Source organism: Streptomyces sp. NPDC048270 (assembly GCF_040652335.1).
In the GTDB taxonomy this organism is placed as follows: Bacteria; Actinomycetota; Actinomycetes; order Streptomycetales; family Streptomycetaceae; genus Streptomyces.
Window position 1 is genome coordinate 13,768 of record NZ_JBEZLV010000018.1, and the last position, 21,671, is coordinate 35,438.

The following is a 21,671-nucleotide window of genomic DNA, read 5'->3' on the forward strand; positions in this document are numbered from 1 at the left end:
GTGACTCCTCGATGAGTGGGGTGGGGATACCTCCCGACCACGCTCGCACGCGAGGTCACTCCCTGCATCATTTCCGCTGCGCATCGTGGCGGGCGGGCCGGCTCGACCGGGGGCGGGCGGACCCAGCCGGCCCGTGCCCGTGCGGCCGTTACCGCGATCCGCTCAGCGCGTGGGGGAGTGGTGGTCCAGCAGGCGGGTGAGCAACCGCAGGAACTGGTCGCGTTCGGCCGGGTCCAGCGGCGCGAGGAGTTCGTCGTGGAGGTCGTCCAGGACCTGGTCGAGGCGGCGCAGGTGGCGACTGCCCCGGGGCGAGAGGGTGATGATGTTGCGGCGCCGGTCGTCGGGGTCCGGTGCGCGCGTGACGAGCTCGCGCTCGGCCAGTTCGTTGAGCACGCCGACCATGTCGCTGCGGTAGATCCCCGTGCGCCCGCTCAGCTCCGCCTGGCTGCCCGGCCCGAAGTCCTGCAGTGAGGCGAGCACCGCGTAGTGCCACTTGCGGGCGTCGGCCCGGGCCGCCAGGCCCTCGGTGATCAGCCGGTCCGACCGCGTGGTGAGCTGGGAGAGCAGCCGGCTCGCGCGCCGGCGCAGCCTGTCGGGCGTCCGGGGCGCATCGTCGGCGGTCAGGTCGACGGCTTCGTCTCTGGTCATGCCGCCCATCGTAGCCATTGCGTTAGTGAGACTAACGATATACGTTCGCCGGTGTCGAACAAGGCTGCTGAGGAAGCCTGTTGAGCGACCTCCACGGAAGGAAGCCCTTGCCCGCCAAGACACTGCACATCCCCACCCCGGACGGCCGGGCCGACGCCTTCGCCGCCTTCCCCGACGGCGGCGAGCCCCGCCCCGGCGTGCTGCTCTACCCCGACGCCTTCGGCCCGAGGCCCGAGCTGGAGGAGAAGGCCCGCGAACTGGCCGGCCACGGGTACTACGTGCTCGTGCCCAACCTGTACTACCGGCACGGCCCGGCGCCGGTGGTCGAACTGCCCGCGCACATCGGAGCGGAGGCCCGGCCCGCGCTCTTCGGCCGGCTGATGCCGCTGGTCGAGGCGCACACCACCGAACGCGTCCTGCGCGACGCCGACGCCTACCTCCGCTTCCTGGCGGCCCAACCGGAGGTCAGCGCGGGACCGGTCGCCACGCTGGGCTACTGCCTGGGCGCCGCGCTGGCGATGCGCACCGCCACGGCCCACCCCGACCGGGTGGCCGCCGTCGCCGGATTCCACCCCGGCTTCCTGGTGACCGACGCGTCCGACAGCCCGCACCGCCTGGTCTCCGAACTCACCGCCCAGGTGCACCTCGGTCTGGCCGAAGGGGATCTGACCCCTGAGGCCCTCGGCGAGCTCAACAAGGCCTTGGACGCCGCGGGCGTCGGCTACACCACCGAGATCCACCCCGGCACCGTCCACGGCTTCACCATGTCCGACACCGACGCCTTCGACCCCGCCGCGCTGCAGCGCCACTGGGACCGCCTGCTCCCGCTGCTCGCGCGCACCCTGGCCACCACCTGACGCTCCGGGCCGAACACCGGGGGCTCCGGTCCGCTGGCGGCCGCGCCCCCGGGTTTCCGGGAGGCCGTATCCGCTTCCGCGAGGGAGGCTGTTTCCATGAGGCCACATCCTCGCCCGCCCGTACCCGTTCGTCCGGGTGGGCCCTCCCGGCTGGTGGGAGGGGGCGGTCACGGAGAGGTCCTGTTCACGCTGGCGCAGTGCGCACCCTTCGCGATCGCGCTGGGGGTGCTGGCCATCGAGCTCTCGCCCGCACACGACCTGGTCACCGGCCCTGTGCTCGCCACGACCCCGGCGCTGGCCGCGCTGACCATGGGCCCGAGGGGCACACTGTGCGCGGCGGGCCTCGCCGTGTGCGTGAACATGACCTCCGCGACCTACAACCAGTCGTGGGGAACCCAGACCCAGTTGATCATCGGCAACTTCCTCGGCCTGCTCGTGGTGTCGGTGGCCAGTGTCATCCTGAGTAACGCGGTGCGCACGCGCAGGCAGATCGAGCTCGACCAGGTCCGCCGGATCGCGGTGGCGGCTCAGGAGGTCGTCCTGCGGCCCGTCCCCGAGCTCCTCGGCCCGGTGCGGGCGGCGAGCCTGTGCCTCGCCGCCGAGACCGGCGCCCGGATCGGAGGCGATCTGTACGAAGCCGTGCAGACGACCTATGGCGTGCGGCTGATCGTGGGCGACGTCCGGGGCAAAGGACTGTCCGCGATCCGCGCGGTAGCCGTGGCGCTGGGCGCGTTCCGGGAGGCCGTCCACTACGAGGCCGAGGTGCGGGAGGTCATGAACCACTGCGGGGCCGCACTGCGCAGGGAGTCCGCCGTCCCGGGCACCTACTCGCAGGCGGAGCTGCCCGAAGTCCTCATGGAGGGATTCACCACCGCGCTCATCGCCCAGGTGCCGGAGGAACCGGTGGTGCTCCTGGTCAACCGCGGCCATCCGCCTCCGCTGCTGCTGCACCACGGCAAGGTCCAGGCCCTGATGCCCGCCTCGCCCATGCCGCCGCTCGGCCTCGAAGACCTCGTCGACGGCCTTCCCCCCGAGCCCGAGAGCTACCCGTACCTGCCCGGTGACCGGCTGCTGCTCTACACCGACGGCGTGATGGAGGCCCGCAACCGCGACGACGAGTTCCTCCCCCTGCCGCAGACCATGGAACGGCTCCCGGCCGACACCTCCCCGCAGCAGTTCCTGGACGAACTGCACCAGGCCCTGCTCCGCCACACCGAGGGCCGCCTGACGGACGACGTGGCGATGATCCTCATCGACCGCCTCGCGTGAAGCCGCCCGGACTCCGGGCGGGGGAGGAGCGGTCGACCCGGGGCGGTGTCGGCACACGGCCCGGTCAGTTGCGGCTCGGCGCGCGGTGGAGGTGCTCCAGGCGGTGCTGGGCCAGTTCCAGGTGTCGGGGGTCGAGGGCCGGCAGCTCGCGCAGCAGGCGGATGAGGCCGGGCCCCGTCGCCAGGGCCGCGGTGGGGTCCTTGAGCTGCGTCCAGCAGTAGAGCGCGCCCGCGGCGGCCGCGTGCACGCCGGCGGCGGTCGGGGCCTGGGAGCCCAGGCGGGCCCGGGCGGCACCGGACCACAGCTCGGTCGCGAGCCGGAAGTCGCCTGCCATCCGGGCCAGGTCGGCCCGGATCTCCACCCAGTGCAGCGCCTCGCCCGACGCCGGACCGTGCGTCTGGTGAACGTACTCCTCCCAGGCCTGCGCGAGCAGGGCGGCCTCGGAGTGCCGGCCCGCGGTGGCCAGTCCGTGAATGTGCGGGCGGGGGTCGTCGGGCACGTTCGTGGCCGGGGCCTGCTGCGCCGCCGGGGACGCCTGTCCCGCACGCCGGCGCTCTTCACCGGGAAGGGGTACGGCCTGACCCGGTCCGTACCCGTACGCCGACCGCGCGGACCCGCCGGACGGGACCGGCGCGGACCCGGTCGCGACGGCGAGCTCGCGGGCGCCGGGCAGGACCAGTGCGCCCGGCGGCAGGCTGGCCGCGCCCACCGCGAGAGCGTGCAACTGCAGGTTGGCCGGCCGGCCGGGGCTGGCGCGGAGCTGGTCGATCCACGCCCGCGTATAGCCGCTCACGACCGGGCCGCCGCCGTGCCAGCCGGGCGGGCAGACGACTCCGTACACCTCCGCCGACGGGGAGGCGGGCAGGCTGCCGTACTCCTGGAGCAGCGGCCACGCCGCCTTGTCGGCCGCGAGATCGAGCAGCACCGTGGTCAACCCCACCGGCCGCCCCCGCAGTTCCGCCCCGAGCCACTCCCACGGCAGCGCCGTGTAGCGAACCGTGCCCGCCGTCGTCCCGGCCAACGCCAGGTGCAGGCGCTTCCCCCGCCCGTCGACGGTCAGCCGGCCCGAGAGGTACACGAGCAGCGGCCCGGGCGTGGCAGCGGCCGAACGCAGCCGCATCAACACCGTGTTGGGATCCCGCGCCCCGTCCAGGTACGTCGTGTCACAGGGAACACCGCTGTTCAGCAACGCCGACACGGGCACCACACCCAGCGCGGCCAGGTTCGCGCTCGGCGCCACCTGTACACCGCGGCGCCTGACCGCGGCATCTCCCGCTATGAGGAGCACGTGGCCCCGCTGCTCTCCCAGCCCGAAGTTGTGCATGAGCAGACGGTACTCATCGATACGGTCTGGGGTCACAGGCCCAGCGGGCCGGTGGCTCAGTGGGTCAGGCGCAGTGCCAGACCGTCGAGGACCACCTCGAGGCCGTACGCGAACTTCTCGTCGCGCATCCCGCTCGGATCCGCCGGGCCCGCGTCGGCGGGGGGCTCGCCGGGGTGTGCGTGACCGTCCGTCTGCTGCGCGGTGGGGGCGAGGCGGGCGATGAAGTCGGCCTCGGTCTGTCCGGACCGGGCGACCGAGGTCAGCCACGCCGACTCCGTCGTGGTCACGCCGATGACGTAGGAGTACACGACGTCGATCGCGCCGTGCGGCTCGGGGAAGCCGGCCGCGGTGAACAGGGCGCTGAGCCGCCCGGAGACGGCCGCCAGGTTGGGTCCCAGGTGCGCGAGGCCTGCCTGGCCCAACACCCCGCACATCCACGGGTGGCGGAGGGTCGTCCCCCGGAAGGAGGCGGCGAGTTGGGTGACGGCCGCCCGCCAGTCCGGACTGTCGGCGGCCGGGAGGGCGATCTCCGCGAGGACCTCGTCCACCGCCAGTTCCATCAGCTCGTCCTTGAGGGCGACGTGCCGGTAGAGGGAGGTGGCGCCGGCGTTCAGTCGGGCGCCGAGCCTGCGCATGCTCAGTGCCTCGGTGCCCTCCTCGTCGAGCATCGCGATGGTCTCGCGGACGATCACCGCGCGGCTGAGCGCGGGCTGGCTCGGCGCTGCCTGGGGGCGCGCCCACACGGACGGGATGGGGTGGGCTTGCGCCTTTCCTGCCATGCTGCGGATCCTCCTGGGAAGGCCAACTTCGGGGACTGGGAAGGACGCTCGGCGGACCGTCGCCCGTCCGCTCCGGCTTGGGCGGTACCGGTGGGGCTGGGTGCGCAGAGCGACCCGGCCCGACCCCCGTGGCGGGCCGGGTTGCTCCGCGCACCCAACCGTTCCGTCGCGGCGGTTGAGTGATCGCCTGACGGCTTGCGCACACTGTACGCCAGGTTGGGAACAGTGTGCGCATCAGGTTCGGCGGAGCGGGATCCGGCCCACGTGCCTGTCGGCGTGCGGCAGCGGCGACACCTCGGCTCAGCCGGGCAAGCGCGTCTGAACGGGGGTGTCGAAACGTTACGGCAGCGGGCATTTGAGTGAACCGGCGTTCCCCGCGGTGCCCCCGGGTGGTTGGACCGGCCGACGCGCACATCGACCAGCGCTTCGTTTCGAAACATCCTTAGGGGAGTCATGCGTATTCGTTCTGCTGTCACCGCATCCGTCCTGGCCGCCGGCATCCTGCTGGGCGGGGCCGGTGCCGCCCTGGCCAACGACGGGGTCGACATCGACTACTTCTCCGGCGGTCGCGCGGGCTTCTCGTCGGACTGCTCCTCGGTCGCCGCGGTGCCCAGCAACCGTCCGGCGTTCACCGGACCCGTCTACACCTCGAACTGTGCCACGGACGGCCTGGCGGAGTGGGCGAAGGGGCACCACGTGGGCGCCTGACCCGGGCGGCTCGCGCCGCGGGGGCGGACCGACGGCGACGTCGGCCGCCCCCGCGGCGTTTGCGCCGAGAACGCCCGCGAGCACCTCGGCGGACGGCCGGTCAGACGGCCGCCGCTTCGATGATCGAGGTGAGCGAGGGGGTGGGCAGGATGCGGTCGAGGCGGAACCCGCAGCGCCGCAGCAGGCCCTCGAAGTCCGCCGCGGTGCGCTCGCGGCCCCGGAGCGTCATCAGCATGACGATGTCCAGTGCGATGGCCGGGTGCGGGGCCCCGTCCTCCGGCAGCACCGCGTCGATCACGAGCAGCCGGGTGCCGGGGGTCACGGCGCGGCGCAGCGTGCCGAGGATGCGTGCGCAGTCCTCGTCGGAGAAGTCGTGGAGGATGTTCTTCAGCAGGTAGAGGTCCCCGCCCTCGGGGACGGCGGCGAACAGGTCTCCGCCGCGCGCGCTCCATCGGCCCGTCAGCTCCGGGGTGTCGAGCAGATGGCCGGTGACCGTCTCGGGCCGGTCGAAGAGGACGCCCTCCAGGCCGCGGTGCCGGGTGAGGACCTCGCGCAGCAGACCGCCCCGGCCCCCGGCGACATCGACGACCGTGCCGCTGTCCGGGAACGGGTAGCTGGCCACGATCTTCTCGTTCACCCCCGACGTGAGCGAGGACATGGCGGCGTCGAAGAGGCGGCTCTTGTCGGGGGCGGTGCCCAGGAACGCGAAGAACGGCAGCCCGTAGGCGGCGTCGAAGCCCGGCTGCCCGGTGCGCAGAGTGGCCTCGATGCCCGCCGCTGAGCTGCGGAAGATCTCGTCGCTGAACAGCAGGACCGCCGCCCGCTGGGAGCCGGGCACATCGGCGCGCAGCGCCTGGCCGCTGCCGGTCAGGGAGAAGGCGCCGTCGGAGTGCTGCCGGAACAGGCCGCGCACGGCGAGCAGGCGCAACACCCGGTGCAGGGGGCCGGCCTGGGTGCCGGAGCGGGCGGCCAGCTGTTCGGCGGTCAAGGGCCCTTCGGCGAGGTGGTCGGGGATCTCGTGGACCACGACGGCGCGCAGGGCGCAGGCGTGGAGGTGCCCGTACATCAGGTCGTGCAGGGGCGAGGAGGGAACGTGGCTGTTCCCGGTGGCCGACTCCGGCGCGGGGGTGGCGGTCAAGGGGGTTCTCCCGTTTATGGGCGTGGTGTTCGCGATGCCTCTATTGTCGGGTATTTGTGCAGGTCAGCGTAGGTATGGGCGCTGCCGCGGAAGGGCCGGGGCGACGCTGGAGCGGCGGCGGCGCACGCACCCTCCGCGCCCCATGCGGCTCGGCTCCCGCGGGCTGGCAGGCCCCCTTCCGCGGACTCGCGGGGCCATTCCCGGACGCCGCGCGGTGCCTTTCTCGAAGTTCTCGCAGAGCGGTCGTGTCCAGGCGTCCCGAGGAGGGGGCCGTACGCGGCGCGGCCGGCGATCCGCCGCTCCGCACCGGCCGGCGTCCGCCGCCCCGGTCCGCATGCAGGGGGAGTACGGCTTCCCTCCAATGGGGATGGGAAACAGCCGTGTTTCTCGCGCATGGCCGGAGGGTGCGGGGGCATTCGGCTCTCTGGAGGTTGATAACTATGGTTCCCCTGCTTCTCGTTCTTCTGCTCGCTCTGATTCTGTTCGGTGCCGGATTCGCGGTGAAGATTCTCTGGTGGGTCGCGATCGCGGTCCTGGTGTTGTGGCTGATCGGTTTCGTCGCCCGGCCGAAGGGCGGCAGCGGCCGCTGGTATCGCTGGTAGCGGACGGTAAGAGTAGAGCTCAGAGCTCTACGGCGGTGGCTGCGGCCCGTCACCTCTCCTCGCGAGAGGTGACGGGCCGCAGCCATGTCCGCCGGTGCCGCGGCCGGATCGCGGTATCGCATCCGATCCGGAACGTGTGAATGGGTCCATAGGGGGCACGCGGGTTCCAGGCGGAACGCACACCCCGCCCACCACGACGTACGGAACAGGCGGTAAAAGGCGCGGCATTGTTTTCCGCGCCCGCCTTCCCGATTTCATCGGAGGAGTTGTTTTCGCGTGACTGAACATGTGTGGAGCTACAAGTCGACCGCGGGCTACCTGCAGGGCACGGACCTGACCGGCTTCACGGTCGAGGCGACCGACGGCAGCATCGGCAAGGTCGACAAGCACTCCGACGAGGTCGGGGACGCCTATCTGGTCGTGGACACCGGCGTGTGGATCTTCGGCAAGGAGGTCCTGATGCCGGCGAGCACCGTCGTCAGCATCGACCCGGAGGAGAAGACCGTCTTCGTCGACCGGACCAGGGGCCAGATCAAGGACGCCCCCGAATTCCGCCGCGACGAGCACCTCGGCGACGCGGGCTACCGCGAACAGCTGGGGACCTACTACGGCGCCGGCATCCCCTTCGGCGGACGCCCCGCCTGATCGCCGCCCGACACGGCTTGGGCCCCGGCACCCCCGACGGTGCCGGGGCCCAAGCCGTCGGCGGGGGCAGATGCCACGTTTCTGCGGTGAAAGACTGCCTCCGGGCGGGTGAGCGCACAGGCCGACTCCTGTGAGGCACGACGCCGAGCGCGCTACAAACCTGGCGTGACCAGGAACCTGCTCCGGAGCGTGACCGCGCTCCTCCTCGTACTCGTGCCCCTCCTCCCCACCCCCGCGTCCGCGGACGGCGACCGGCGGGAGGTCGGCCGCCCCGACCCCATCGTCTTCGTTCACGGCTGGAACTCCGACGGCTCCACCTGGGAGACCATGGCCGGACGCTTCCGGGCGGACGGCTGGCCGGCCGGCCACCTCGATCCGTGGACCTACAACGCCACCCAGTCGAACGTGAAGACCGCCGAACAGCTCGCCGGCGAGATCGAGCGCGTCCTGGAAGCCACCGGTGCCACCAAGGCCGACGTCGTCACCCACTCGATGGGCGCCCTGTCGTCCCGCTACTACCTCAAGAACCTCGGCGGCGCTGCGAAGGTCGACGCGTGGGTCTCCCTGGCGGGCCCCAACCACGGTACGGAAACCGCTCGTTGGTGCGGCGGCGCCCCCTGCGTCGAGATGCGGCCGGGATCCGCCTTCCTGAACGCCCTCAACGCCGGTGACGAGACCCCCGGCTCCCCCCGCTACGCCACATGGGGCTCACCGTGCGACATCGTCGTCAACCCCGTGAGCAGCGTTGCCCTGGCCGGCGCCCTCAACAGCACGACCGCCTGCCTCGGCCACAGCGGCCTGACGACCGACCAGGCGGTGTACGGGGCGGTCAGGGCGCACGTCGGCTAGGACCGTCCGGCCCGTGTCATCCGGCGATGCGGAAGGGGCGGCTGTAGGCGTCGAGCATGCCCTGGCTGGTGACGAGGACCAGGTACTCGCCGGCGGGGAGGCCGGCCGGGACGGTGACCTTCACCGATGTTCTGTGCGAGGGAAGGCCCTCGGCCAGGACGGCGCGGGTGACGGTCGAGGATCCGTCGCGCTGGACGAGGTGGATGTCGACCGGGTCGATCGGACCGGTGATGAACCAGCGCACGACGTGCTCCGCCCCGGCGGTCCACACGGTGCCCTCCGCCGGGGCCTCGACCAGGAGGTCGTCCGCAGCCAGGAGGACCGCGGCGGACGGCCGGCTGATGCGGGAGTTCACCATCCGCGTCATGCGGTGCAGGACGGTGCGCAGGCCGGTGGGGGAGGTGTGGTTGTCGAACAAGGGAAAGTCCCTCCAGGGCCGGAAGTGGATGATCTGTCCGTTTCACCCTAGGAAGGCGAGGGGACGGCCGTATCAGCTGAACGGCCGTTCTTGTACGGACTTACGTCCTGAGGTCATCCACCGGCCCGGGCGGGGGGTTCACGTACCCGCCGCCCCTTCCGCCCCCGCCTGCGCGTGCACCGCCGCGGCAGCCTCCCACGGAGGCGGCGTACGGGACTCCGTCCACGCGGCCAGCGCGTCGCCGTCGACGCAGACGATGTCGCAGGCCGCGGCGTACTCCGCGGCCGGAGCGGTGAAGGCACTGGTGGTCACGACGACGGCCACATCGGCCTCGTGGACCGCGAAACAGGTGCCGCCGAACCGCTGGAGGTCCTGCGAACCGACCCGGTTGCCCTCGCCGTAGTGCTTGCACTGGATGACCACGCGCAGCCCCTCCGCCGTCGTGGCGATCACATCGGCCCCCAAGTCCCCGGCCCCGCCCACCACTTCCACCTGCGGGCAGCCGTCCCGGGCGCACAGCGCCGCGACGGCGTGCTCGAAGCCGTCGGCGTCCACCGCCGCGTGGTCCAGGGCGACGGAGCCCACCTCGGGCAGGCCGACCGCCTCCGGTACGGCCTCCGCTCCGGCCGACGGCACGGCGGCGGGTGCCGGCGCGCCCGGCCCCGCCGGCCCACCCGCCGCGCGCAAGCCCGGGCCGCGCCCGGGGGAGCGGCGCCGGCTCGGGGCGATGCTCCACCGTGCCAGCGCCACCCCGGCGGCGAAGACGATCGCCGTGACGATCGGCATCACCGGTATGCCGCCACCCGCCACCGCGGCCGTTTTGACGAATACGGCCGCCCCGCCCAGGCAGATCCCCACCAGTCCCACCGCCAACACGACGTCACGACCCACCGACGCCGCGCCGTGGCCTCCCTCACGCCGTCGCCCTCGCGATACCGTCATACGGGCCCCCTCCTCACTCTTCACGGACGCGCCTCCTCGGCGCCGTCCGCCCCCTCTCGCCACCCGACACGGGCGATCACCGCCCGGGCGATGGCGGACCCGGAACGTCTTCACTCGTCTGGTCGGGATCTCCGGATCCAAACCGCCTGGTACACCAGGACTTTCGCCGGTCAGAGGCGCGACGGGGCCGGTTTCGGCCCCGCCCGGCGCATCATCGGGCCCGGTGCGGCAACAAGATCCCCATGACGCGAGAACACGGTCCCGCCGCGCGGCGCAGGACCTGGCCGTTGCTGCTCCTGCCGGTTCAGGCCGGCCTGATGGTGGGACTGGGGGCACTGCTCACCGGACCTGCCGCGGACCAGGGGTGGTCGCCCTGGGAGGAGCGGGCCAGTCGGGAACTCGCCGAGGAGCGCGTCGCACCGCTCACGGCCGTCACCCGTTGGGTCTCCGTACTGGCCGACACGGAGACCGTCATCGGGGTCACCCTGGTGTGCGTCGTGGCGATGCTCGTCCTGCCGCGCGTCGCGTGGCGTGCCGAAGCCCTCTTCCTCGCCGCGTCCGTCGCCGCCCAGTCGGCCGTGTTCCTGCTGGTGACGGCGTTCGTACGACGGCCGCGCCCCGACGTCCCCCGCCTCGACGGCGCGCCGCCGACCTCGAGCTTCCCGTCCGGGCACGTCGGGGCCGCCGTCGCCCTCTACGCGGGACTGGCCGTGATCGTGCTGCTGCGGACCCGCGGCCGGGCCCGCTGGCGGTACGCGGCGGCCGCGGCCGCGCTGCTCGTGCCGGCGGCCGTCGCGCTGTCCCGGGTGTACCGCGGCATGCACCACCCCACCGACGTGGTGGGCGGCCTGTTCAACGGCGCGGTGACGCTGCTGATCGTCGGGTCCGTCGTCCTGTCCGGCCGCGCCGGGCAGGCGCCCGTGACGGCGGGCACCGGCCCGCCCGGCCGGACGCGGAGCACCGTGCGGGCCCTGTCGGCACGCTGTTCCGGCCCCGACGCCACCTTCGGCGCGAGGCTGCTCCTGACGGCCGGCGTCACGGCCGCGGTGTCGATGCCCTTCGCCCTCGCGCTGGTGCTGGTCGAGTCCCGGTGGCCACCGCTGTACCGCCTCGACCGGATCGCCGCCGAGCGGCTGAACGAGGAGGCCCTCCGCCATCCCGGCTGGGTGCGCGTGCTCAGGATCCTCTCCGACTTCGTGTGGGACCCCGTGACGATGCGCCTGCTGGTCGCCCTGCTCGTGATCTGGCTCCTGACCCGCCGCGCCTGGCGGCTCGCGGCCTGGGCGTCCGTGACCGCGGTGGCCGGCGCCCTGACCGGGGTGCTGGCCAAGATCGTGGTGGAACGGGCACGGCCCCATCTGCCCGAGCCGGTCGCCCACGCGCCCGGGTACTCCTTCCCGTCCGGCCACGCGATGACGGCCGTCACCTCGTGCGCCGTCCTCCTGTTGGTCCTGCTGCCCCTGGTACCCCGCGCCTGGCGACCGCTTCCCTGGGCGCTCGCGATCGTCTCCGCGGTGGGGGTCGCCTACACGCGCGTCGCGCTGGGCGTGCACTGGGTGAGCGACGTGGTGGGCGGATGGCTGCTCGGCCTCGCCGTGGTCACGGCGACGACGCTGGTCTTCGAGGCCTGGCGGGCGGACACCGGGCAGCGCCGGACGGACGTCACGCAGGAGGGCCTGGAACCGGAGCTCTCGGCCCCCGCACCCGAACCGCCCCTGGGCGTACGCGCCTCACGGGCCGGTCGGTGGCGGGGGCGGCGAGCGGAACGCCGGCCCGGGGATCCGGTCGGCCGCGCGGAACGCCCGCCCGGGCGGTGACGCCGCCCAGACGGCGGCCGTCGACGGCGGGCGCGCGCCGTACGGCCTGGCGCACACCGTCAGGCGGGTGCGCCGCGCACCACGGGAAGCCGGTCTACACCTGCCCGAGGTCCGCACTCACCCACCGTGACGGGCGCATGTGGATCACGACCTGCTCCCCATGGTTCTTCCACGCGTCGTCGACATAGCCGTCCACCTTCTCGGCCGGCAGGTACCGGGCGGAGACCTCGACCAGCTGCTCGCGCAGCGCCGGTGCGGTGGAGACGACCGGACCCTCCACCGACACGTACCGGATCGTCGGCTCCACCTGGTCGACCATCAGACTGAACCGGCCTGCGGCCTCGATCAGTTCAGCCTTGCGGGAATCGCGGCCGGTCATGATCCAGATGTCGCCGCCGGGGGAGTACTGGTACCAGATCGGCACCGTCAGCGGCGCACGGTCATCGCCCGCGCTCACGGCGAGCGCGGCGATGTGGGGTTCGGCGAGGAACTGCTCACGCTCGGTCCGGGACAGTGCCACAACATCCTCCTTCAGGCGGGAATGCGTACTCCCTGGGAACGCCTTGCCCTCCGGCCCCATTCCCCACCGGGGGAAACCCGCCCGGATGGGGGAATGGACAGTCAACTGCGCGTGGTTGCCAGCCGGTTGTCCGCCCAACGGTCTCCAGGTAACCCCTTCCCGGCCGAGGGGCGGCAAGCTCTGGCCAGGCGTCCCCAGGAGCACCGAGGGGGCACGGCGGGACCGACGGCGAAGACCCCCGCCGGGAGTCCCGTGCGGGGGTCTTCGCAGAGGGCCGAGGGCCGGCCCCGCCGGGCGGTTACGACGGGACGGGAGCAGCGGGCAGTGGTGCGTCGGGCTCCGGCTCGTGCGGGGGGTCGCTGAGCTGGTCGCGCAGGTAGTTCCAGACGACGGCGACGAGTGCGGCCGCCGGAACGGCGAGGAGGGCGCCCACGACGCCGGCCAGGCTGCCGCCCAGGGTGACGGCCAGCAGGACCACCGCCGCGTGGAGGCCGAGGCCGCGGCTCTGGATCATGGGCTGGAACACGTTGCCCTCCAGCTGCTGCACCGCGACGATGATCGCCAGCACGATCAGCGCGTCGGTCAGGCCGTTCGACACGAGCGCGATCAGCACCGCCACCAGGCCGGCGAACAGGGCTCCCACGATCGGTACGAACGCCGAGACGAAGGTCAGGACCGCCAGCGGCAGTACCAGCGGTACGCCCACGATCCACAGGCCCAGGCCGATGAAGACGGCGTCGAGGAGGCCGACGAAGGCCTGGGAGCGGACGAACGAGCCCAGGGTCTGCCAGCCGCGCGCGGCCACGACCGGGACGTCCGTGGCGAGCCGGCCCGGGAGCTGGCGGGTGAGCCACGGCAGGAAGCGGGGGCCGTCCTTGAGGAAGAAGAACATCAGGAAGAGCGCCAGCACGGCGGTGACCAGGCCGTTGAAGATGGTGCTCACGCCCGTGACGACGGTGGAGACGGCGCTGCCGACGCTGTTCTGGAGGCGCGCCATCGCGGCGTCGAAGGCGCCGGTGATCTGGTCGTCGCCGATGTTCAGCGGCGGTCCGGCCGCCCACTCGCGCAGCCGCTGGATGCCCGCCGCCACGCCGTCGACCAGCTCACCGGACTGGGAGGCCACGGGCACGGCGATCAGCGCCATGATGCCCGCGGCCACCAGCAGGAACAGCACGGTCACCACGGAGGCGGCCAGGGCCGGCCGCCACCCCCGCCGGCGCAGGAACGCGGCCAGGGGCCAGGTCAGGGTGGTGAGGAACAGGGCGACTATCAGCGGCCAGACGACCGACCACATCCGGCCCAGAACCCACAGGGCCGCCGCCGCCATGACGAGGACCACCAGCAATTCGGCGGAAACCCGTGCAGACGTACGGAGTGCGGCAGCGGCTCTTGCGGAGCTCAACGTGGAAGACATGGGGTCACCCTATTCACAGTCCGTTCCCACCTCGGCACCGCCGCCGACGGCCGACGCCCCCGGCCCGGCGCGCGGCCCCCGACCGGCTCAAGAGCTGTGCCCGGCTTCGAGTTCGGCCATCTTCTGGAACTCGCCCAGGTCGTAGTTGGCCAGCGTCGAGTCGAGGTTGGTCAGCGCGCCCAGGTGCTCCACGAAGCCCTTCGGCTCGTACTCGATCTGAAGGGTCACCCGGCTCTCGGTGTCGCTGAGCCGGTGGAAGGTGACCACCCCCGCGTGGTGGACCCCCTCGGTGGTGCGCCACGCGATGCGCTCCTGCGGGATGACCTCGGTCAGCTCCGCCACGAAGCCCTTGTCGGCGCCCGGCAGGGACACCTGCCAGGCGAACGTCGACGCGTCGATGCGATCGACGTGCCTGACGTGGCTGAGGAAGGCGGGCCAGCGCTCGACGTCCTGCCACAGGGACCAGCTCACGGCCACCGGTGCCTTGATGTCGACCGCTTCGAGAACTGAGGACGCCATGGGTGTCATCTCCTCCGTGTGAACCACACGTGAATGTGCGTGTGAACGTGACTCGGCTCCCCTCCGGTACCCGCAGGATCACGTTTCACCACCCCGGTTCGTGACGCGGCCGCACGGGGCGGGGGACCGGCCGGTGTCACGGCTCCGCCCGCCCGCTCCGGAGGGCGGGCAGGGCGACGACAGGCGCGGCCCGCGGTGGTGGCGCGGCCGCCCCGGGGCGGATGGCAGGATGGCCGGATGGACATCCTGCGCAGGAACAACGTCAAGGTCATCGGATCGCCCGGCAAGCCCGTGGTCATGATGGCGCACGGGTTCGGCTGCGATCAGAACATGTGGCGCCTCGTGGCGCCCGCCCTGGCCGAGGACTTCCAGGTGGTCCTGTTCGACTACGTGGGGTCGGGCGGTTCCGAACCCTCCGCCTGGGACGAGTCGCGGTACGCCGCGCTGGACGGCTACGCCCACGACGTCACCGAGATCTGCGAGGCCCTGGACCTGCGCGACGCGGCCTTCGTCGGCCACTCGGTCAGCGCGATGGTCGGGGTCCTCGCCGCGGCCGCCGCCCCGGAGCGGATCTCCTCCCTGGCCATGGTCGGCCCCTCGCCGTGCTACATCGACGACGACACCTACCGCGGCGGCTTCACCGCCGAGGACATCGACGAGTTGCTGGAGTCGCTCGAGTCCAACTACCTCGGCTGGTCGGCCGCCATGGCACCGGTGATCATGGGCAACCCGGAGCGGCCGGAACTGGGCGAGGAGCTCACCAACAGCTTCTGCGCCACCGACCCGGCCAAGGCCCGCGTCTTCGCCCGCACCACGTTCCTCTCCGACAGCCGCGACGACCTGAAGTCGGTGGCCGTGCCCACGCTGGTGCTCGAATGCACCGAGGACGTCATCGCACCGCGAGAGGTGGGCGCGTACGTGCACGCGGCCATTCCCGGCAGCCGCCTGGTCACCCTCGACGCGACGGGCCACTGCCCCCAGTTGAGCGCGCCCGAGGCCACCGCGGCGGCCATCCGGGCGTTCGTCCAGGACCTGCGGTGATGTGCCGCACCGCCCAGAACCCGGAACGGCCGGAGGGCGACCAGGACGCGACCGACGTCGTCTTCTCCACGCTGCTGGAGGACACCGCCGAGGAACTCTACGAGTCGGCGCCCTGCGGCTATCTGTCCACCCTGATGGACGGCACCATCGCCAAGATCAACCAGACGCTCCTGGACTGGCTCGGCCTCACGCGGGAGGAGGTCGTGGGCCGCAAGCGCTTCACCGACCTGCTGAGCGTCGGCGGCAAGCTCTACCACGAGACGCACTTCGCGCCGCTGCTGCGCATGCAGGGGAGGATCAGCGAGATCGCGCTGGAGCTCAAGGCGTCCGGCGGCAGGCGGCTGCCGGTCCTGGTCTCCTCCACGGTCAAGACCAGCGCCGACGGCGAGCCGATGCTGATCCGCACCACCGTCTTCGACGCCCGGCAGCGCCGCTCCTACGAGAACGAGCTGCTGCGCGAGCGCCAGGCCGCGGAAGAGGCACGCCGCCAGGCCGTAGCCGACCGGGAGCGGCTGCGGGAGGCGCTCACGGTACTGCAGCAGAGCCTGCTGCCCGCCACCCTGCCCGCGGTGCCGGGCATGGAAGCGGCCTCCCACTACCACACGGCCTCCATCGACAGGCTCGGCGGCGACTTCTACGACCTGTTCCCGCTGGACGACAAACGCTGGGCGTTCTTCCTCGGAGACGTCTGCGGCAAAGGCCCCCAGGCCGCCGCCGTGACCTCCCTGACCCGCTACACGCTGCGCGCCGCGGCGCTCCACGATCCCGACCCCGCGGTCATGCTGAACACCCTGAACACCGTGCTCCACGAGCGGTTCACCGGTGAGGACCCGCGGTACTGCACCGCGATCGTCGGCGTGATGGAACCCGACGCCGCCGCCGGTACGACGGCCGTGCGCCTCGCGTCCGGCGGGCATCCCCCCGCTCTCGTCCTGCGGGCCGGCGGACGGGCCGAGTACCTCCCCACCCCCGGCGGCCTGCTCGTCGGCATCCTGCCCCAGCCCCACTTCACCTCCGCGGAGACCGAGCTCGGCCCCGGCGACACCCTGCTCCTCTACACCGACGGCCTCACCGAGGCCCGGATCGGTGCGCACCGCGAGCTGTACGGGGAGGAGGCCCTGCGCGCCTTCGCAGCCGACCACACCCACGGCGGGCCGCACGAGCTGGTCACCGCCCTCACCGGGCTCCTGGACGGCTTCGGCGACGGCCTGGACGACGACACCGCCCTCCTCGCCCTCGGCATACCCCCAGTCCCTCCCCGTCTCGCGGAGCACGAACTGACATGAGCGCCCTGACGATCACCATCCGAGACGCCACGACCGGTCCCGTACTGGAACTCGCAGGCGACCTCGACTACGACCAGGCGCCCCGCCTGCGGCAGGCCCTGGAGACCCTCACCCCGAAACCGGGCCAACGGCTCGTCATGGACCTCTCCCGCATAGAGTTCTGCGACTCCAGCGGCATCACCGTCCTCATCGTCGCCCGGAACCTCGCCGTGGCCGCCCGAGCGGACATCGCCCTGGCCGGGGTCCCCGACAACACGCTCCGCATCCTGCGGATCGTCGGCCTCGACCAGGTCTTCCCCATCCACCCCGACGTCGACAGCGCCGTGGGGGCCGGACCGACCGCGCACTCCTGAACCGGCGCCGTGGTCGTCGTACGGCCCTCGGCCCCGTCGTCCAGGCCGTGGTTCAGGCCGTGGTTCAGGCGCCCTCGCCGAGGACGGTACGGATCAGTTCCCGCTGGGCGTCGGACAGGCAGGGGTCCTGGAGGTCGAGCACCTCGTCGTCGACGGTGATCCGGTAGTGGTAGCCGTCGGCCACGGGCGCGACGGCCCGCTGCGCGACCTTCTCCAGCTCCGCCTCGTCCGCGCGGCCCGAGGTGTCGAGTGCGCGGAGCTTCTCGAAGCCGGCCAGGCCTCCGGAGCGGGTGACCGTGATCAGCATGGCTGTTCCTCCCTGTGCGTGGTGTCGCGCGGGCTGCGCGGTGCAGCCACTGCTCGGGTGCCCCGAACCCCGGCCTGCTGTCACGGACCGGCCTCCTGACGGCCCGAACGTCCGGAAACCGCCGCTGGGAGGCCGACCTGTCGTCACATGCCGCGCTGCTGGCGGGTGTCCTGGCGGAGCCGTTCCGTGTGCTGGGTCAGGGCGTCGATGCGCTCGGCGAGGTCCGCGTCCTGGGGCCGCAGGTGAGGGCGGCTGTCGGCCAGCGGGCCGATGAGGCGGGCCGCGTCGTTGTCGGCGAGGGCCGCGTTCAGGTCGCCGATCGCGGCTGCGGACCCGTCGGGCAGGCCGCTGAGGGAGCTGATCCGGCCGGCGAGGCGGCGCAGGTCGGCGGCGTTGTCACGGGCCCAGGCGGTCACGGAGCGGTCGGCGGCGCGGGTGTCGCGGGTGGCTTGGACGCGCTCCTCGCGGGTGCTTCCGGCGGTGCCGGGGCGCTGGCGCAGGTAGCGGCGCTCGGCGGCCTGGCGGCTGGCGACTCCGAGCGGGCCCGCGAGGTCGGCCCAGCTGGCGCCCCGGTCGCGGGCGGTCTCGATCAGGCCGCTCTCCCAGCCGGCGAGCTGCTCGCGGACCTCGCGCAGCATCAGCAGCGCGGCCAAGGCGGGGTGCGGGCCGGAGTCCGCCGCGGGCGGCGCCCCGGCCGTGCCCGCGGAGGGCTGCTGCGCGTCCCGCACCGCCTGGTTGATGGTCTCCAGCGCCGCCGCGGCGGCCAGGAAGGGGACGGGTGCGGTCGGCTCGGCAGCCTCGTTCATGGCGCTCTCCCTGGCTCTGTCATCCCTTGGATGACACCTTGCTTGTCATCGTTTCGATGACATGTTACAACGGAAGCACGTTGAAGCGCATGGGCAGTTTCTGCCTGAACCAACCGGAGGTGTTTCGCGATGTTGATGCGCACTGACCCGTTCCGCGAGATGGACCGCATCGTCCAGCAGCTTTCCGGCACGTCGGGCACCTGGTCGAAGCCGTCCGTGATGCCGATGGACGCCTACCGCCAGGGCGACGTGTACGTGATCGCCTTCGACCTCCCCGGAGTGAGCACCGAGGCGATCGAGATCGACGTCGAGCGGAACATGCTGACGGTGAAGGCCGAGCGGCGGCCCACGGGGAAGTCCGACGGCGTGCAGATGGAGCTCTCCGAGCGGCCCCTCGGTGTCTTCTCCCGCCAGGTCATGCTGGCCGACACCCTCGACACCGAGCACATCGAAGCCGACTACGACGCGGGTGTCCTGACCCTGCGCATCCCGATCGCCGAGCGCGCCAAGCCCCGCAAGATCAGCATCGGCAGCGCCGACGGCCGCAAGCAGATCTCCGGCTGACCAGCCCGGGACCAGCGGCGGAGGACGGGAACCAGCCCCTAGGTGCCCCGTCCTCCGCACCCTCCCCGCCCCTCCTGCCGAGGCCGCCTTCCCGCACCCACCCACCCACGAAGAGAAGGGCAACCGCAGCACCATGTACGACCAGCCTCGAGCGAACCCGTCCCTCACGGCCATGACGTTCGACCAGATGCTGGAACGCGTGCGCTACGAGGGTGCCTACCCCACCCGCGAACGGGCCGAGGAAGCCGTCCGCACGGTCCTCGCCTCCCTCGGCCGGCAGGTCACCGGGGACGAGCGCGTCGACCTCGCGCAGTGCCTGCCCGTCGAGGCCGCCCTCGCCCTGACCGCCCAGATCCCCGACGCCGAACAGCTCACCGGCTGGGGGTTCGTCAAGGACATGGCCTCCCGCACCGGTGCCACTCCGGCCATCGCCCGCTGGGACACCGGCGCCGTACTCGCCGTCGTCGCACGCCTGGCCGGGCCCGACCTCCTCGCCCGGATCCTCCACCGGCTCCCCGGCGGCTACGCACTCCTCTTCGGCCAGGCGGAACTGCGCCAGCCCCTGCCCGCGACCTGACCCGCCCCGCCCGTCCCACCCGCCCCGCCTGCCGGGCCGCCCGGTGCGTGCCCGGCGCGGGGCGGGGCAGGCGCACCAGTGCAGGGGCCCGGCTCCGCACCGCCGGAGCCCGTGCCCGCCTGCGGAGAGGCGGCGGACCATGACCGGCAGGAACCAGGACCCACGCCCGGCACTGCTCCCCGACCAAGGAGCCATGGTGGACGAACACGGCCGCCCCCCGGGAGCCCCGTCCCGCACCGGACCGGGCCACGGCCCACCCGCGGACCCGGCCCGCGTGGACCGCGCCCGTGCGCAGGAGAAGCGCGAGAAGGCGAGCGAGATGCCGCCGGCGGCCACACCGAACGAACCGCCCGCGCGGCCCGGGCCGTAACAGCCCGATCTCGAGCCGCCGACGGCGGCCTGAAGCCCCTGCCCTGCCGCGCACACCTCGCCCGGCCAGGCTTGGCCTGGCCGGGCGGACGTCGGTGACGCTTCACGGCGGGCTGGTAGCGGGCGGTCACATCCCCAGGGAAACGGCCAGGCGGGTCAGCTCGGCGGTGCTGTGGACGTTCAGCTTGGCGCGGATGCGGCGCAGGTAGGCGTCGACGGTGTGCTTGGAGAGTCCCATGGTGCGGGCGGTCTGCAGGTAGGTGCGGCCTGCGGCGATGTGGCGCAGGGCTTCCTGCTCGCGCGGGGCCAGGGTGGCGGCGGGGGCTGCGGTGTGGGGGACGGTGAGGGTGAGGCTCATGGGATTTCCTCCGCCTGATCGGCTCGGTCATCTCTGCTCGCGTCCTCGGAAGCAGTGGGCTCAATGCCCGTTTTGTCTCTTGTTAAGAGATTGGCCGGCCGACTTCGCGAGAGTGTCCGCCGACTGTCACAGGCGTGTGACAGGCCACATCGGCCCCGTATCCAGCGGCTCGCCCCAGCCCGCACGGGACGGGGGTCCGGCCGGATTGTCAGACCTCGTCCGTAGCGTCGAAGACGGGACCGGATCGTCCGGCCCGCGCGGGAAGGGAGCACACCATGGGTGAGATCAGCGTGAACAGGGAGCGCCTCGACCGGCTCCTCGCCGACAGTGCCGGAACCTACGGCGCCCCCTACCAGCGCGCCTTCGCCGAACTCGCCCGGACGCACCGGGGGCGGCCCGTCACGGACATCCTGCCGCTGCTGCGCCGCGCCGCCGACCAGGCCCTGCTCGACTTCGCCCGCCAGGACCTGCGCGAGCAGGCCGAGGCGATCAGCAGCGGCGAGCCCTACATACTCCGCGTCACCGTCACCTGAGCTCGCGGCCCGGCGGCGATCGGGCCAGGAGAGGGCGTGCAGGGAGCTGACGTGACCGCAGCCGCCCCACGTGCCCGCCCCTCTCGTGCGGTCGATAATGGCCGTAGGGGTGGAGCTCCCACTGCGAAAGAGGAAAGACAGTGGACATCAACACTGACTTGACCGAGGCGCAGAAGCGTGCGCTCCAAGAGAACTCGGACGACCTGGAGAAATTGCAGAGCCAACTGGACGAGGCGCGCAGCAAGGCCCGGTCGCGCCTGGAGAGTGCGGGCCTGACGAACGGCACGGACGTCATCAACTGCCTTGCCTGCATCGGATGTGACGGGTGGTCACCTGACGATGACGGAGGATGCGCCAACTGCCCGCACGGCTTCTTCTCCCACAACGTCATCTAGGAGTCCCACTACGACGACTGAGCGCGCAGTGAACATCCGCGCGGCGGTGCGTCGCGTCGGCAGCCGCCGGTCCGCCCGGCGTCCTAGTCTGATCGGATGCAACAGCGCATCACCCTGGTCACCCTGGGGGTTTCCGACCTCGCACGCGCCAAGGGCTTCTACGAGGCCCTGGGCTGGCAGGGACAGGAAGTCGAGGAGACGGTCTTCTTCCAGGCAGGCGGCCTCGGGCTGGTGCTGTGGGATCGGGACAAGCTGGCCCGCGACTGCGGAGTGGAGCCCGGGCCGGCCGGCGGGTTCGGCGGGATCGCCCTGGCCCACAACGTCCGCTCCGAGGCCGAGGTGGACGAGCTGCTCGGAGCAGTCGCCCGGGCCGGCGGCACCATCACGAAGCCGGCGGCCGTCAATGCGATCGGGTTCTATTCCAGCGCTTTCGCGGACCCGGACGGCCACTCCTGGGAAGTCGCGTACAACCCGGGATTCCCCCTGGCCGCAGACGGCTCGGTCACCCTGCCCGATTTCGGCGGCGCGAAGGCCTGACCGGCCGTAGGCCGGGCCGACACGGTCCGCGACGGCACCGCTTCCCGCTCCCGGTCCCGCCCGGGCGTCGTACGGGCGGACGGGGAAAGGGCGCCT

At 72.4% G+C, this 21,671-nt stretch carries 28 protein-coding genes and 1 pseudogene; 17 read left to right on the top strand and 12 right to left on the bottom strand.

The window, feature by feature from the left end; all coding sequences use genetic code 11:
• Positions 1 to 162: 162 nt before the first annotated feature.
• The gene (locus tag AB0D66_RS17730; RefSeq protein ID WP_362303621.1) at positions 163 to 648 is read right to left on the bottom strand and encodes a MarR family winged helix-turn-helix transcriptional regulator; all 486 of its coding nucleotides are present in this window, start codon (positions 646 to 648) and stop codon (positions 163 to 165) included.
• Between the two features lie 107 nt (positions 649 to 755).
• Between AB0D66_RS17730 and AB0D66_RS17735 the strand changes: the two genes are divergently transcribed.
• Complete coding sequence (locus AB0D66_RS17735; RefSeq protein ID WP_362303623.1) at positions 756 to 1,505, top strand: dienelactone hydrolase family protein; 750 nt, start codon at positions 756 to 758, stop codon at positions 1,503 to 1,505.
• A 153-nt stretch (positions 1,506 to 1,658) separates the two neighbouring features.
• A complete protein-coding gene (locus tag AB0D66_RS17740; protein ID WP_362303626.1) occupies positions 1,659 to 2,774 on the top strand; it encodes a PP2C family protein-serine/threonine phosphatase in 1,116 nt (371 codons plus the stop codon).
• A gap of 64 nt (positions 2,775 to 2,838) precedes the next feature.
• On the opposite strand, the gene AB0D66_RS17745 is transcribed toward AB0D66_RS17740, so the two are convergent.
• Positions 2,839 to 4,098 carry a hypothetical protein gene (locus AB0D66_RS17745; RefSeq protein WP_362303629.1) on the bottom strand — a complete coding sequence of 420 codons (1,260 nt, stop codon included), beginning with the start codon at positions 4,096 to 4,098 and terminating at the stop codon, positions 2,839 to 2,841.
• A gap of 56 nt (positions 4,099 to 4,154) precedes the next feature.
• Positions 4,155 to 4,877 carry a TetR/AcrR family transcriptional regulator C-terminal domain-containing protein gene (locus AB0D66_RS17750; protein WP_362303632.1) on the bottom strand — a complete coding sequence of 241 codons (723 nt, stop codon included), beginning with the start codon at positions 4,875 to 4,877 and terminating at the stop codon, positions 4,155 to 4,157.
• Positions 4,878 to 5,330: 453 nt separating this feature from the next.
• Between AB0D66_RS17750 and AB0D66_RS17755 the strand changes: the two genes are divergently transcribed.
• Entirely contained in the window at positions 5,331 to 5,585 is a 255-nt protein-coding gene (locus AB0D66_RS17755; protein WP_362303635.1) for a hypothetical protein, read from the top strand.
• A 100-nt stretch (positions 5,586 to 5,685) separates the two neighbouring features.
• Here the strand turns inward: AB0D66_RS17755 and AB0D66_RS17760 are convergent, their stop codons facing one another.
• Positions 5,686 to 6,723: a methyltransferase gene (locus AB0D66_RS17760; RefSeq protein ID WP_362303638.1), complete on the bottom strand. Its 1,038-nt coding sequence runs from the start codon at positions 6,721 to 6,723 to the stop codon at positions 5,686 to 5,688.
• Positions 6,724 to 7,163: 440 nt separating this feature from the next.
• Between AB0D66_RS17760 and AB0D66_RS17765 the strand changes: the two genes are divergently transcribed.
• The 3 genes from AB0D66_RS17765 (at position 7,164) to AB0D66_RS17775 (ending at position 8,819) form a co-directional block, all read left to right on the top strand.
• Complete coding sequence (locus tag AB0D66_RS17765; protein ID WP_037792689.1) at positions 7,164 to 7,325, top strand: hypothetical protein; 162 nt, start codon at positions 7,164 to 7,166, stop codon at positions 7,323 to 7,325.
• A 276-nt stretch (positions 7,326 to 7,601) separates the two neighbouring features.
• Complete coding sequence (locus AB0D66_RS17770) at positions 7,602 to 7,970, top strand: PRC-barrel domain containing protein (protein WP_362303641.1); 369 nt, start codon at positions 7,602 to 7,604, stop codon at positions 7,968 to 7,970.
• Positions 7,971 to 8,135: 165 nt separating this feature from the next.
• Positions 8,136 to 8,819, top strand: coding sequence for a triacylglycerol lipase (locus AB0D66_RS17775; RefSeq protein WP_362303644.1), 684 nt, complete (start codon positions 8,136 to 8,138; stop codon positions 8,817 to 8,819).
• 16 nt (positions 8,820 to 8,835) lie between these two features.
• On the opposite strand, the gene AB0D66_RS17780 is transcribed toward AB0D66_RS17775, so the two are convergent.
• Both AB0D66_RS17780 and AB0D66_RS17785 read right to left on the bottom strand, forming a co-directional pair.
• Positions 8,836 to 9,237, bottom strand: coding sequence for a GPI anchored serine-threonine rich family protein (locus tag AB0D66_RS17780; RefSeq protein WP_362303648.1), 402 nt, complete (start codon positions 9,235 to 9,237; stop codon positions 8,836 to 8,838).
• A 138-nt stretch (positions 9,238 to 9,375) separates the two neighbouring features.
• The gene (locus tag AB0D66_RS17785; protein ID WP_362303651.1) at positions 9,376 to 10,104 is read right to left on the bottom strand and encodes a restriction endonuclease; all 729 of its coding nucleotides are present in this window, start codon (positions 10,102 to 10,104) and stop codon (positions 9,376 to 9,378) included.
• Positions 10,105 to 10,682: 578 nt separating this feature from the next.
• On the opposite strand from AB0D66_RS17785, the pseudogene AB0D66_RS17790 reads away from it, so the two are divergent.
• Together AB0D66_RS17790 and AB0D66_RS17795 are read left to right on the top strand one after the other, a co-directional pair.
• A pseudogene (locus AB0D66_RS17790) lies at positions 10,683 to 11,048 on the top strand (phosphatase PAP2 family protein); the annotation flags it as partial.
• Between the two features lie 147 nt (positions 11,049 to 11,195).
• Positions 11,196 to 11,996, top strand: a complete 801-nt coding sequence (locus tag AB0D66_RS17795; protein WP_362303997.1) for a phosphatase PAP2 family protein — start codon at positions 11,196 to 11,198, stop codon at positions 11,994 to 11,996.
• A 94-nt stretch (positions 11,997 to 12,090) separates the two neighbouring features.
• Here AB0D66_RS17795 and AB0D66_RS17800 read toward each other — a convergent pair whose 3' ends face one another.
• From AB0D66_RS17800 to AB0D66_RS17810, 3 genes are all read right to left on the bottom strand, one after another.
• Positions 12,091 to 12,516, bottom strand: coding sequence for a pyridoxamine 5'-phosphate oxidase family protein (locus AB0D66_RS17800; protein WP_362303654.1), 426 nt, complete (start codon positions 12,514 to 12,516; stop codon positions 12,091 to 12,093).
• A 298-nt stretch (positions 12,517 to 12,814) separates the two neighbouring features.
• The gene (locus AB0D66_RS17805) at positions 12,815 to 13,930 is read right to left on the bottom strand and encodes an AI-2E family transporter (RefSeq protein ID WP_362303657.1); all 1,116 of its coding nucleotides are present in this window, start codon (positions 13,928 to 13,930) and stop codon (positions 12,815 to 12,817) included.
• A gap of 87 nt (positions 13,931 to 14,017) precedes the next feature.
• Positions 14,018 to 14,449: an SRPBCC family protein gene (locus tag AB0D66_RS17810; protein WP_362303660.1), complete on the bottom strand. Its 432-nt coding sequence runs from the start codon at positions 14,447 to 14,449 to the stop codon at positions 14,018 to 14,020.
• Positions 14,450 to 14,686: 237 nt separating this feature from the next.
• Here AB0D66_RS17810 and AB0D66_RS17815 point away from each other — a divergent pair, with 237 nt between their 5' ends.
• Genes AB0D66_RS17815 through AB0D66_RS17825 form a run of 3 tightly spaced genes read left to right on the top strand, consistent with a single transcriptional unit; the run spans position 14,687 to position 17,129 of the window.
• Entirely contained in the window at positions 14,687 to 15,490 is an 804-nt protein-coding gene (locus AB0D66_RS17815; protein WP_362303663.1) for an alpha/beta hydrolase, read from the top strand.
• On the top strand, positions 15,490 to 16,776 hold the full coding sequence (locus AB0D66_RS17820; RefSeq protein WP_362303666.1) for a SpoIIE family protein phosphatase: 1,287 nt from the start codon (positions 15,490 to 15,492) through the stop codon (positions 16,774 to 16,776). The genes AB0D66_RS17815 and AB0D66_RS17820 overlap by 1 nt, the downstream gene beginning before the upstream one ends.
• Positions 16,773 to 17,129, top strand: a complete 357-nt coding sequence (locus AB0D66_RS17825) for an STAS domain-containing protein (RefSeq protein ID WP_362303669.1) — start codon at positions 16,773 to 16,775, stop codon at positions 17,127 to 17,129. Before AB0D66_RS17820 ends, AB0D66_RS17825 begins: the two co-directional genes overlap by 4 nt.
• Positions 17,130 to 17,193: 64 nt before the next feature.
• Here AB0D66_RS17825 and AB0D66_RS17830 read toward each other — a convergent pair whose 3' ends face one another.
• Complete coding sequence (locus AB0D66_RS17830; protein WP_362303672.1) at positions 17,194 to 17,436, bottom strand: protealysin inhibitor emfourin; 243 nt, start codon at positions 17,434 to 17,436, stop codon at positions 17,194 to 17,196.
• 143 nt (positions 17,437 to 17,579) lie between these two features.
• Positions 17,580 to 18,242, bottom strand: a complete 663-nt coding sequence (locus AB0D66_RS17835; RefSeq protein WP_362303675.1) for an HSP18 transcriptional regulator — start codon at positions 18,240 to 18,242, stop codon at positions 17,580 to 17,582.
• Between the two features lie 129 nt (positions 18,243 to 18,371).
• On the opposite strand from AB0D66_RS17835, the gene AB0D66_RS17840 reads away from it, so the two are divergent.
• The 3 genes from AB0D66_RS17840 to AB0D66_RS17850 all read left to right on the top strand — a co-directional run bounded on the left by AB0D66_RS17840 (position 18,372) and on the right by AB0D66_RS17850 (position 19,753).
• Complete coding sequence (locus AB0D66_RS17840) at positions 18,372 to 18,806, top strand: Hsp20/alpha crystallin family protein (RefSeq protein WP_362303678.1); 435 nt, start codon at positions 18,372 to 18,374, stop codon at positions 18,804 to 18,806.
• A 133-nt stretch (positions 18,807 to 18,939) separates the two neighbouring features.
• Positions 18,940 to 19,383 carry a DUF2267 domain-containing protein gene (locus tag AB0D66_RS17845; protein WP_362303681.1) on the top strand — a complete coding sequence of 148 codons (444 nt, stop codon included), beginning with the start codon at positions 18,940 to 18,942 and terminating at the stop codon, positions 19,381 to 19,383.
• Between the two features lie 193 nt (positions 19,384 to 19,576).
• Entirely contained in the window at positions 19,577 to 19,753 is a 177-nt protein-coding gene (locus tag AB0D66_RS17850) for a hypothetical protein (RefSeq protein ID WP_362303684.1), read from the top strand.
• Between the two features lie 126 nt (positions 19,754 to 19,879).
• On the opposite strand, the gene AB0D66_RS17855 is transcribed toward AB0D66_RS17850, so the two are convergent.
• Positions 19,880 to 20,110 (bottom strand): helix-turn-helix transcriptional regulator, encoded by a 231-nt coding sequence (locus AB0D66_RS17855; protein ID WP_362303686.1) that lies wholly within the window; start codon positions 20,108 to 20,110, stop codon positions 19,880 to 19,882.
• Positions 20,111 to 20,385: 275 nt separating this feature from the next.
• On the opposite strand from AB0D66_RS17855, the gene AB0D66_RS17860 reads away from it, so the two are divergent.
• The 3 genes from AB0D66_RS17860 (at position 20,386) to AB0D66_RS17870 (ending at position 21,575) form a co-directional block, all read left to right on the top strand.
• Positions 20,386 to 20,643, top strand: a complete 258-nt coding sequence (locus AB0D66_RS17860) for a hypothetical protein (RefSeq protein WP_362303689.1) — start codon at positions 20,386 to 20,388, stop codon at positions 20,641 to 20,643.
• A 140-nt stretch (positions 20,644 to 20,783) separates the two neighbouring features.
• Complete coding sequence (locus AB0D66_RS17865; protein ID WP_362303692.1) at positions 20,784 to 21,038, top strand: hypothetical protein; 255 nt, start codon at positions 20,784 to 20,786, stop codon at positions 21,036 to 21,038.
• 96 nt (positions 21,039 to 21,134) lie between these two features.
• A complete protein-coding gene (locus tag AB0D66_RS17870; protein ID WP_362303695.1) occupies positions 21,135 to 21,575 on the top strand; it encodes a VOC family protein in 441 nt (146 codons plus the stop codon).
• The last annotated feature ends 96 nt before the right edge of the window (positions 21,576 to 21,671 follow it).

Bases quoted from the DNA above. Each gene is read 5' to 3' on its own strand.
- AB0D66_RS17730 (WP_362303621.1), bottom strand. From the start codon at position 648: ATGACCAGAGACGAAGCCGTCGACCTGACCGCCGACGATGCGCCCCGG.
- AB0D66_RS17745 (WP_362303629.1), bottom strand. From the start codon at position 4,098: ATGCACAACTTCGGGCTGGGAGAGCAGCGGGGCCACGTGCTCCTCATA.
- AB0D66_RS17750 (WP_362303632.1), bottom strand. From the start codon at position 4,877: ATGGCAGGAAAGGCGCAAGCCCACCCCATCCCGTCCGTGTGGGCGCGC.
- AB0D66_RS17755 (WP_362303635.1), top strand. From the start codon at position 5,331: ATGCGTATTCGTTCTGCTGTCACCGCATCCGTCCTGGCCGCCGGCATC.
- AB0D66_RS17765 (WP_037792689.1), top strand. From the start codon at position 7,164: ATGGTTCCCCTGCTTCTCGTTCTTCTGCTCGCTCTGATTCTGTTCGGT.
- AB0D66_RS17805 (WP_362303657.1), bottom strand. From the start codon at position 13,930: ATGTCTTCCACGTTGAGCTCCGCAAGAGCCGCTGCCGCACTCCGTACG.
- AB0D66_RS17810 (WP_362303660.1), bottom strand. From the start codon at position 14,449: ATGGCGTCCTCAGTTCTCGAAGCGGTCGACATCAAGGCACCGGTGGCC.
- AB0D66_RS17815 (WP_362303663.1), top strand. From the start codon at position 14,687: ATGGACATCCTGCGCAGGAACAACGTCAAGGTCATCGGATCGCCCGGC.
- AB0D66_RS17820 (WP_362303666.1), top strand. From the start codon at position 15,490: ATGTGCCGCACCGCCCAGAACCCGGAACGGCCGGAGGGCGACCAGGAC.
- AB0D66_RS17825 (WP_362303669.1), top strand. From the start codon at position 16,773: ATGAGCGCCCTGACGATCACCATCCGAGACGCCACGACCGGTCCCGTA.
- AB0D66_RS17830 (WP_362303672.1), bottom strand. From the start codon at position 17,436: ATGCTGATCACGGTCACCCGCTCCGGAGGCCTGGCCGGCTTCGAGAAG.
- AB0D66_RS17835 (WP_362303675.1), bottom strand. From the start codon at position 18,242: ATGAACGAGGCTGCCGAGCCGACCGCACCCGTCCCCTTCCTGGCCGCC.
- AB0D66_RS17840 (WP_362303678.1), top strand. From the start codon at position 18,372: ATGTTGATGCGCACTGACCCGTTCCGCGAGATGGACCGCATCGTCCAG.
- AB0D66_RS17845 (WP_362303681.1), top strand. From the start codon at position 18,940: ATGTACGACCAGCCTCGAGCGAACCCGTCCCTCACGGCCATGACGTTC.
- AB0D66_RS17850 (WP_362303684.1), top strand. From the start codon at position 19,577: ATGGTGGACGAACACGGCCGCCCCCCGGGAGCCCCGTCCCGCACCGGA.
- AB0D66_RS17855 (WP_362303686.1), bottom strand. From the start codon at position 20,110: ATGAGCCTCACCCTCACCGTCCCCCACACCGCAGCCCCCGCCGCCACC.
- AB0D66_RS17860 (WP_362303689.1), top strand. From the start codon at position 20,386: ATGGGTGAGATCAGCGTGAACAGGGAGCGCCTCGACCGGCTCCTCGCC.
- AB0D66_RS17870 (WP_362303695.1), top strand. From the start codon at position 21,135: ATGCAACAGCGCATCACCCTGGTCACCCTGGGGGTTTCCGACCTCGCA.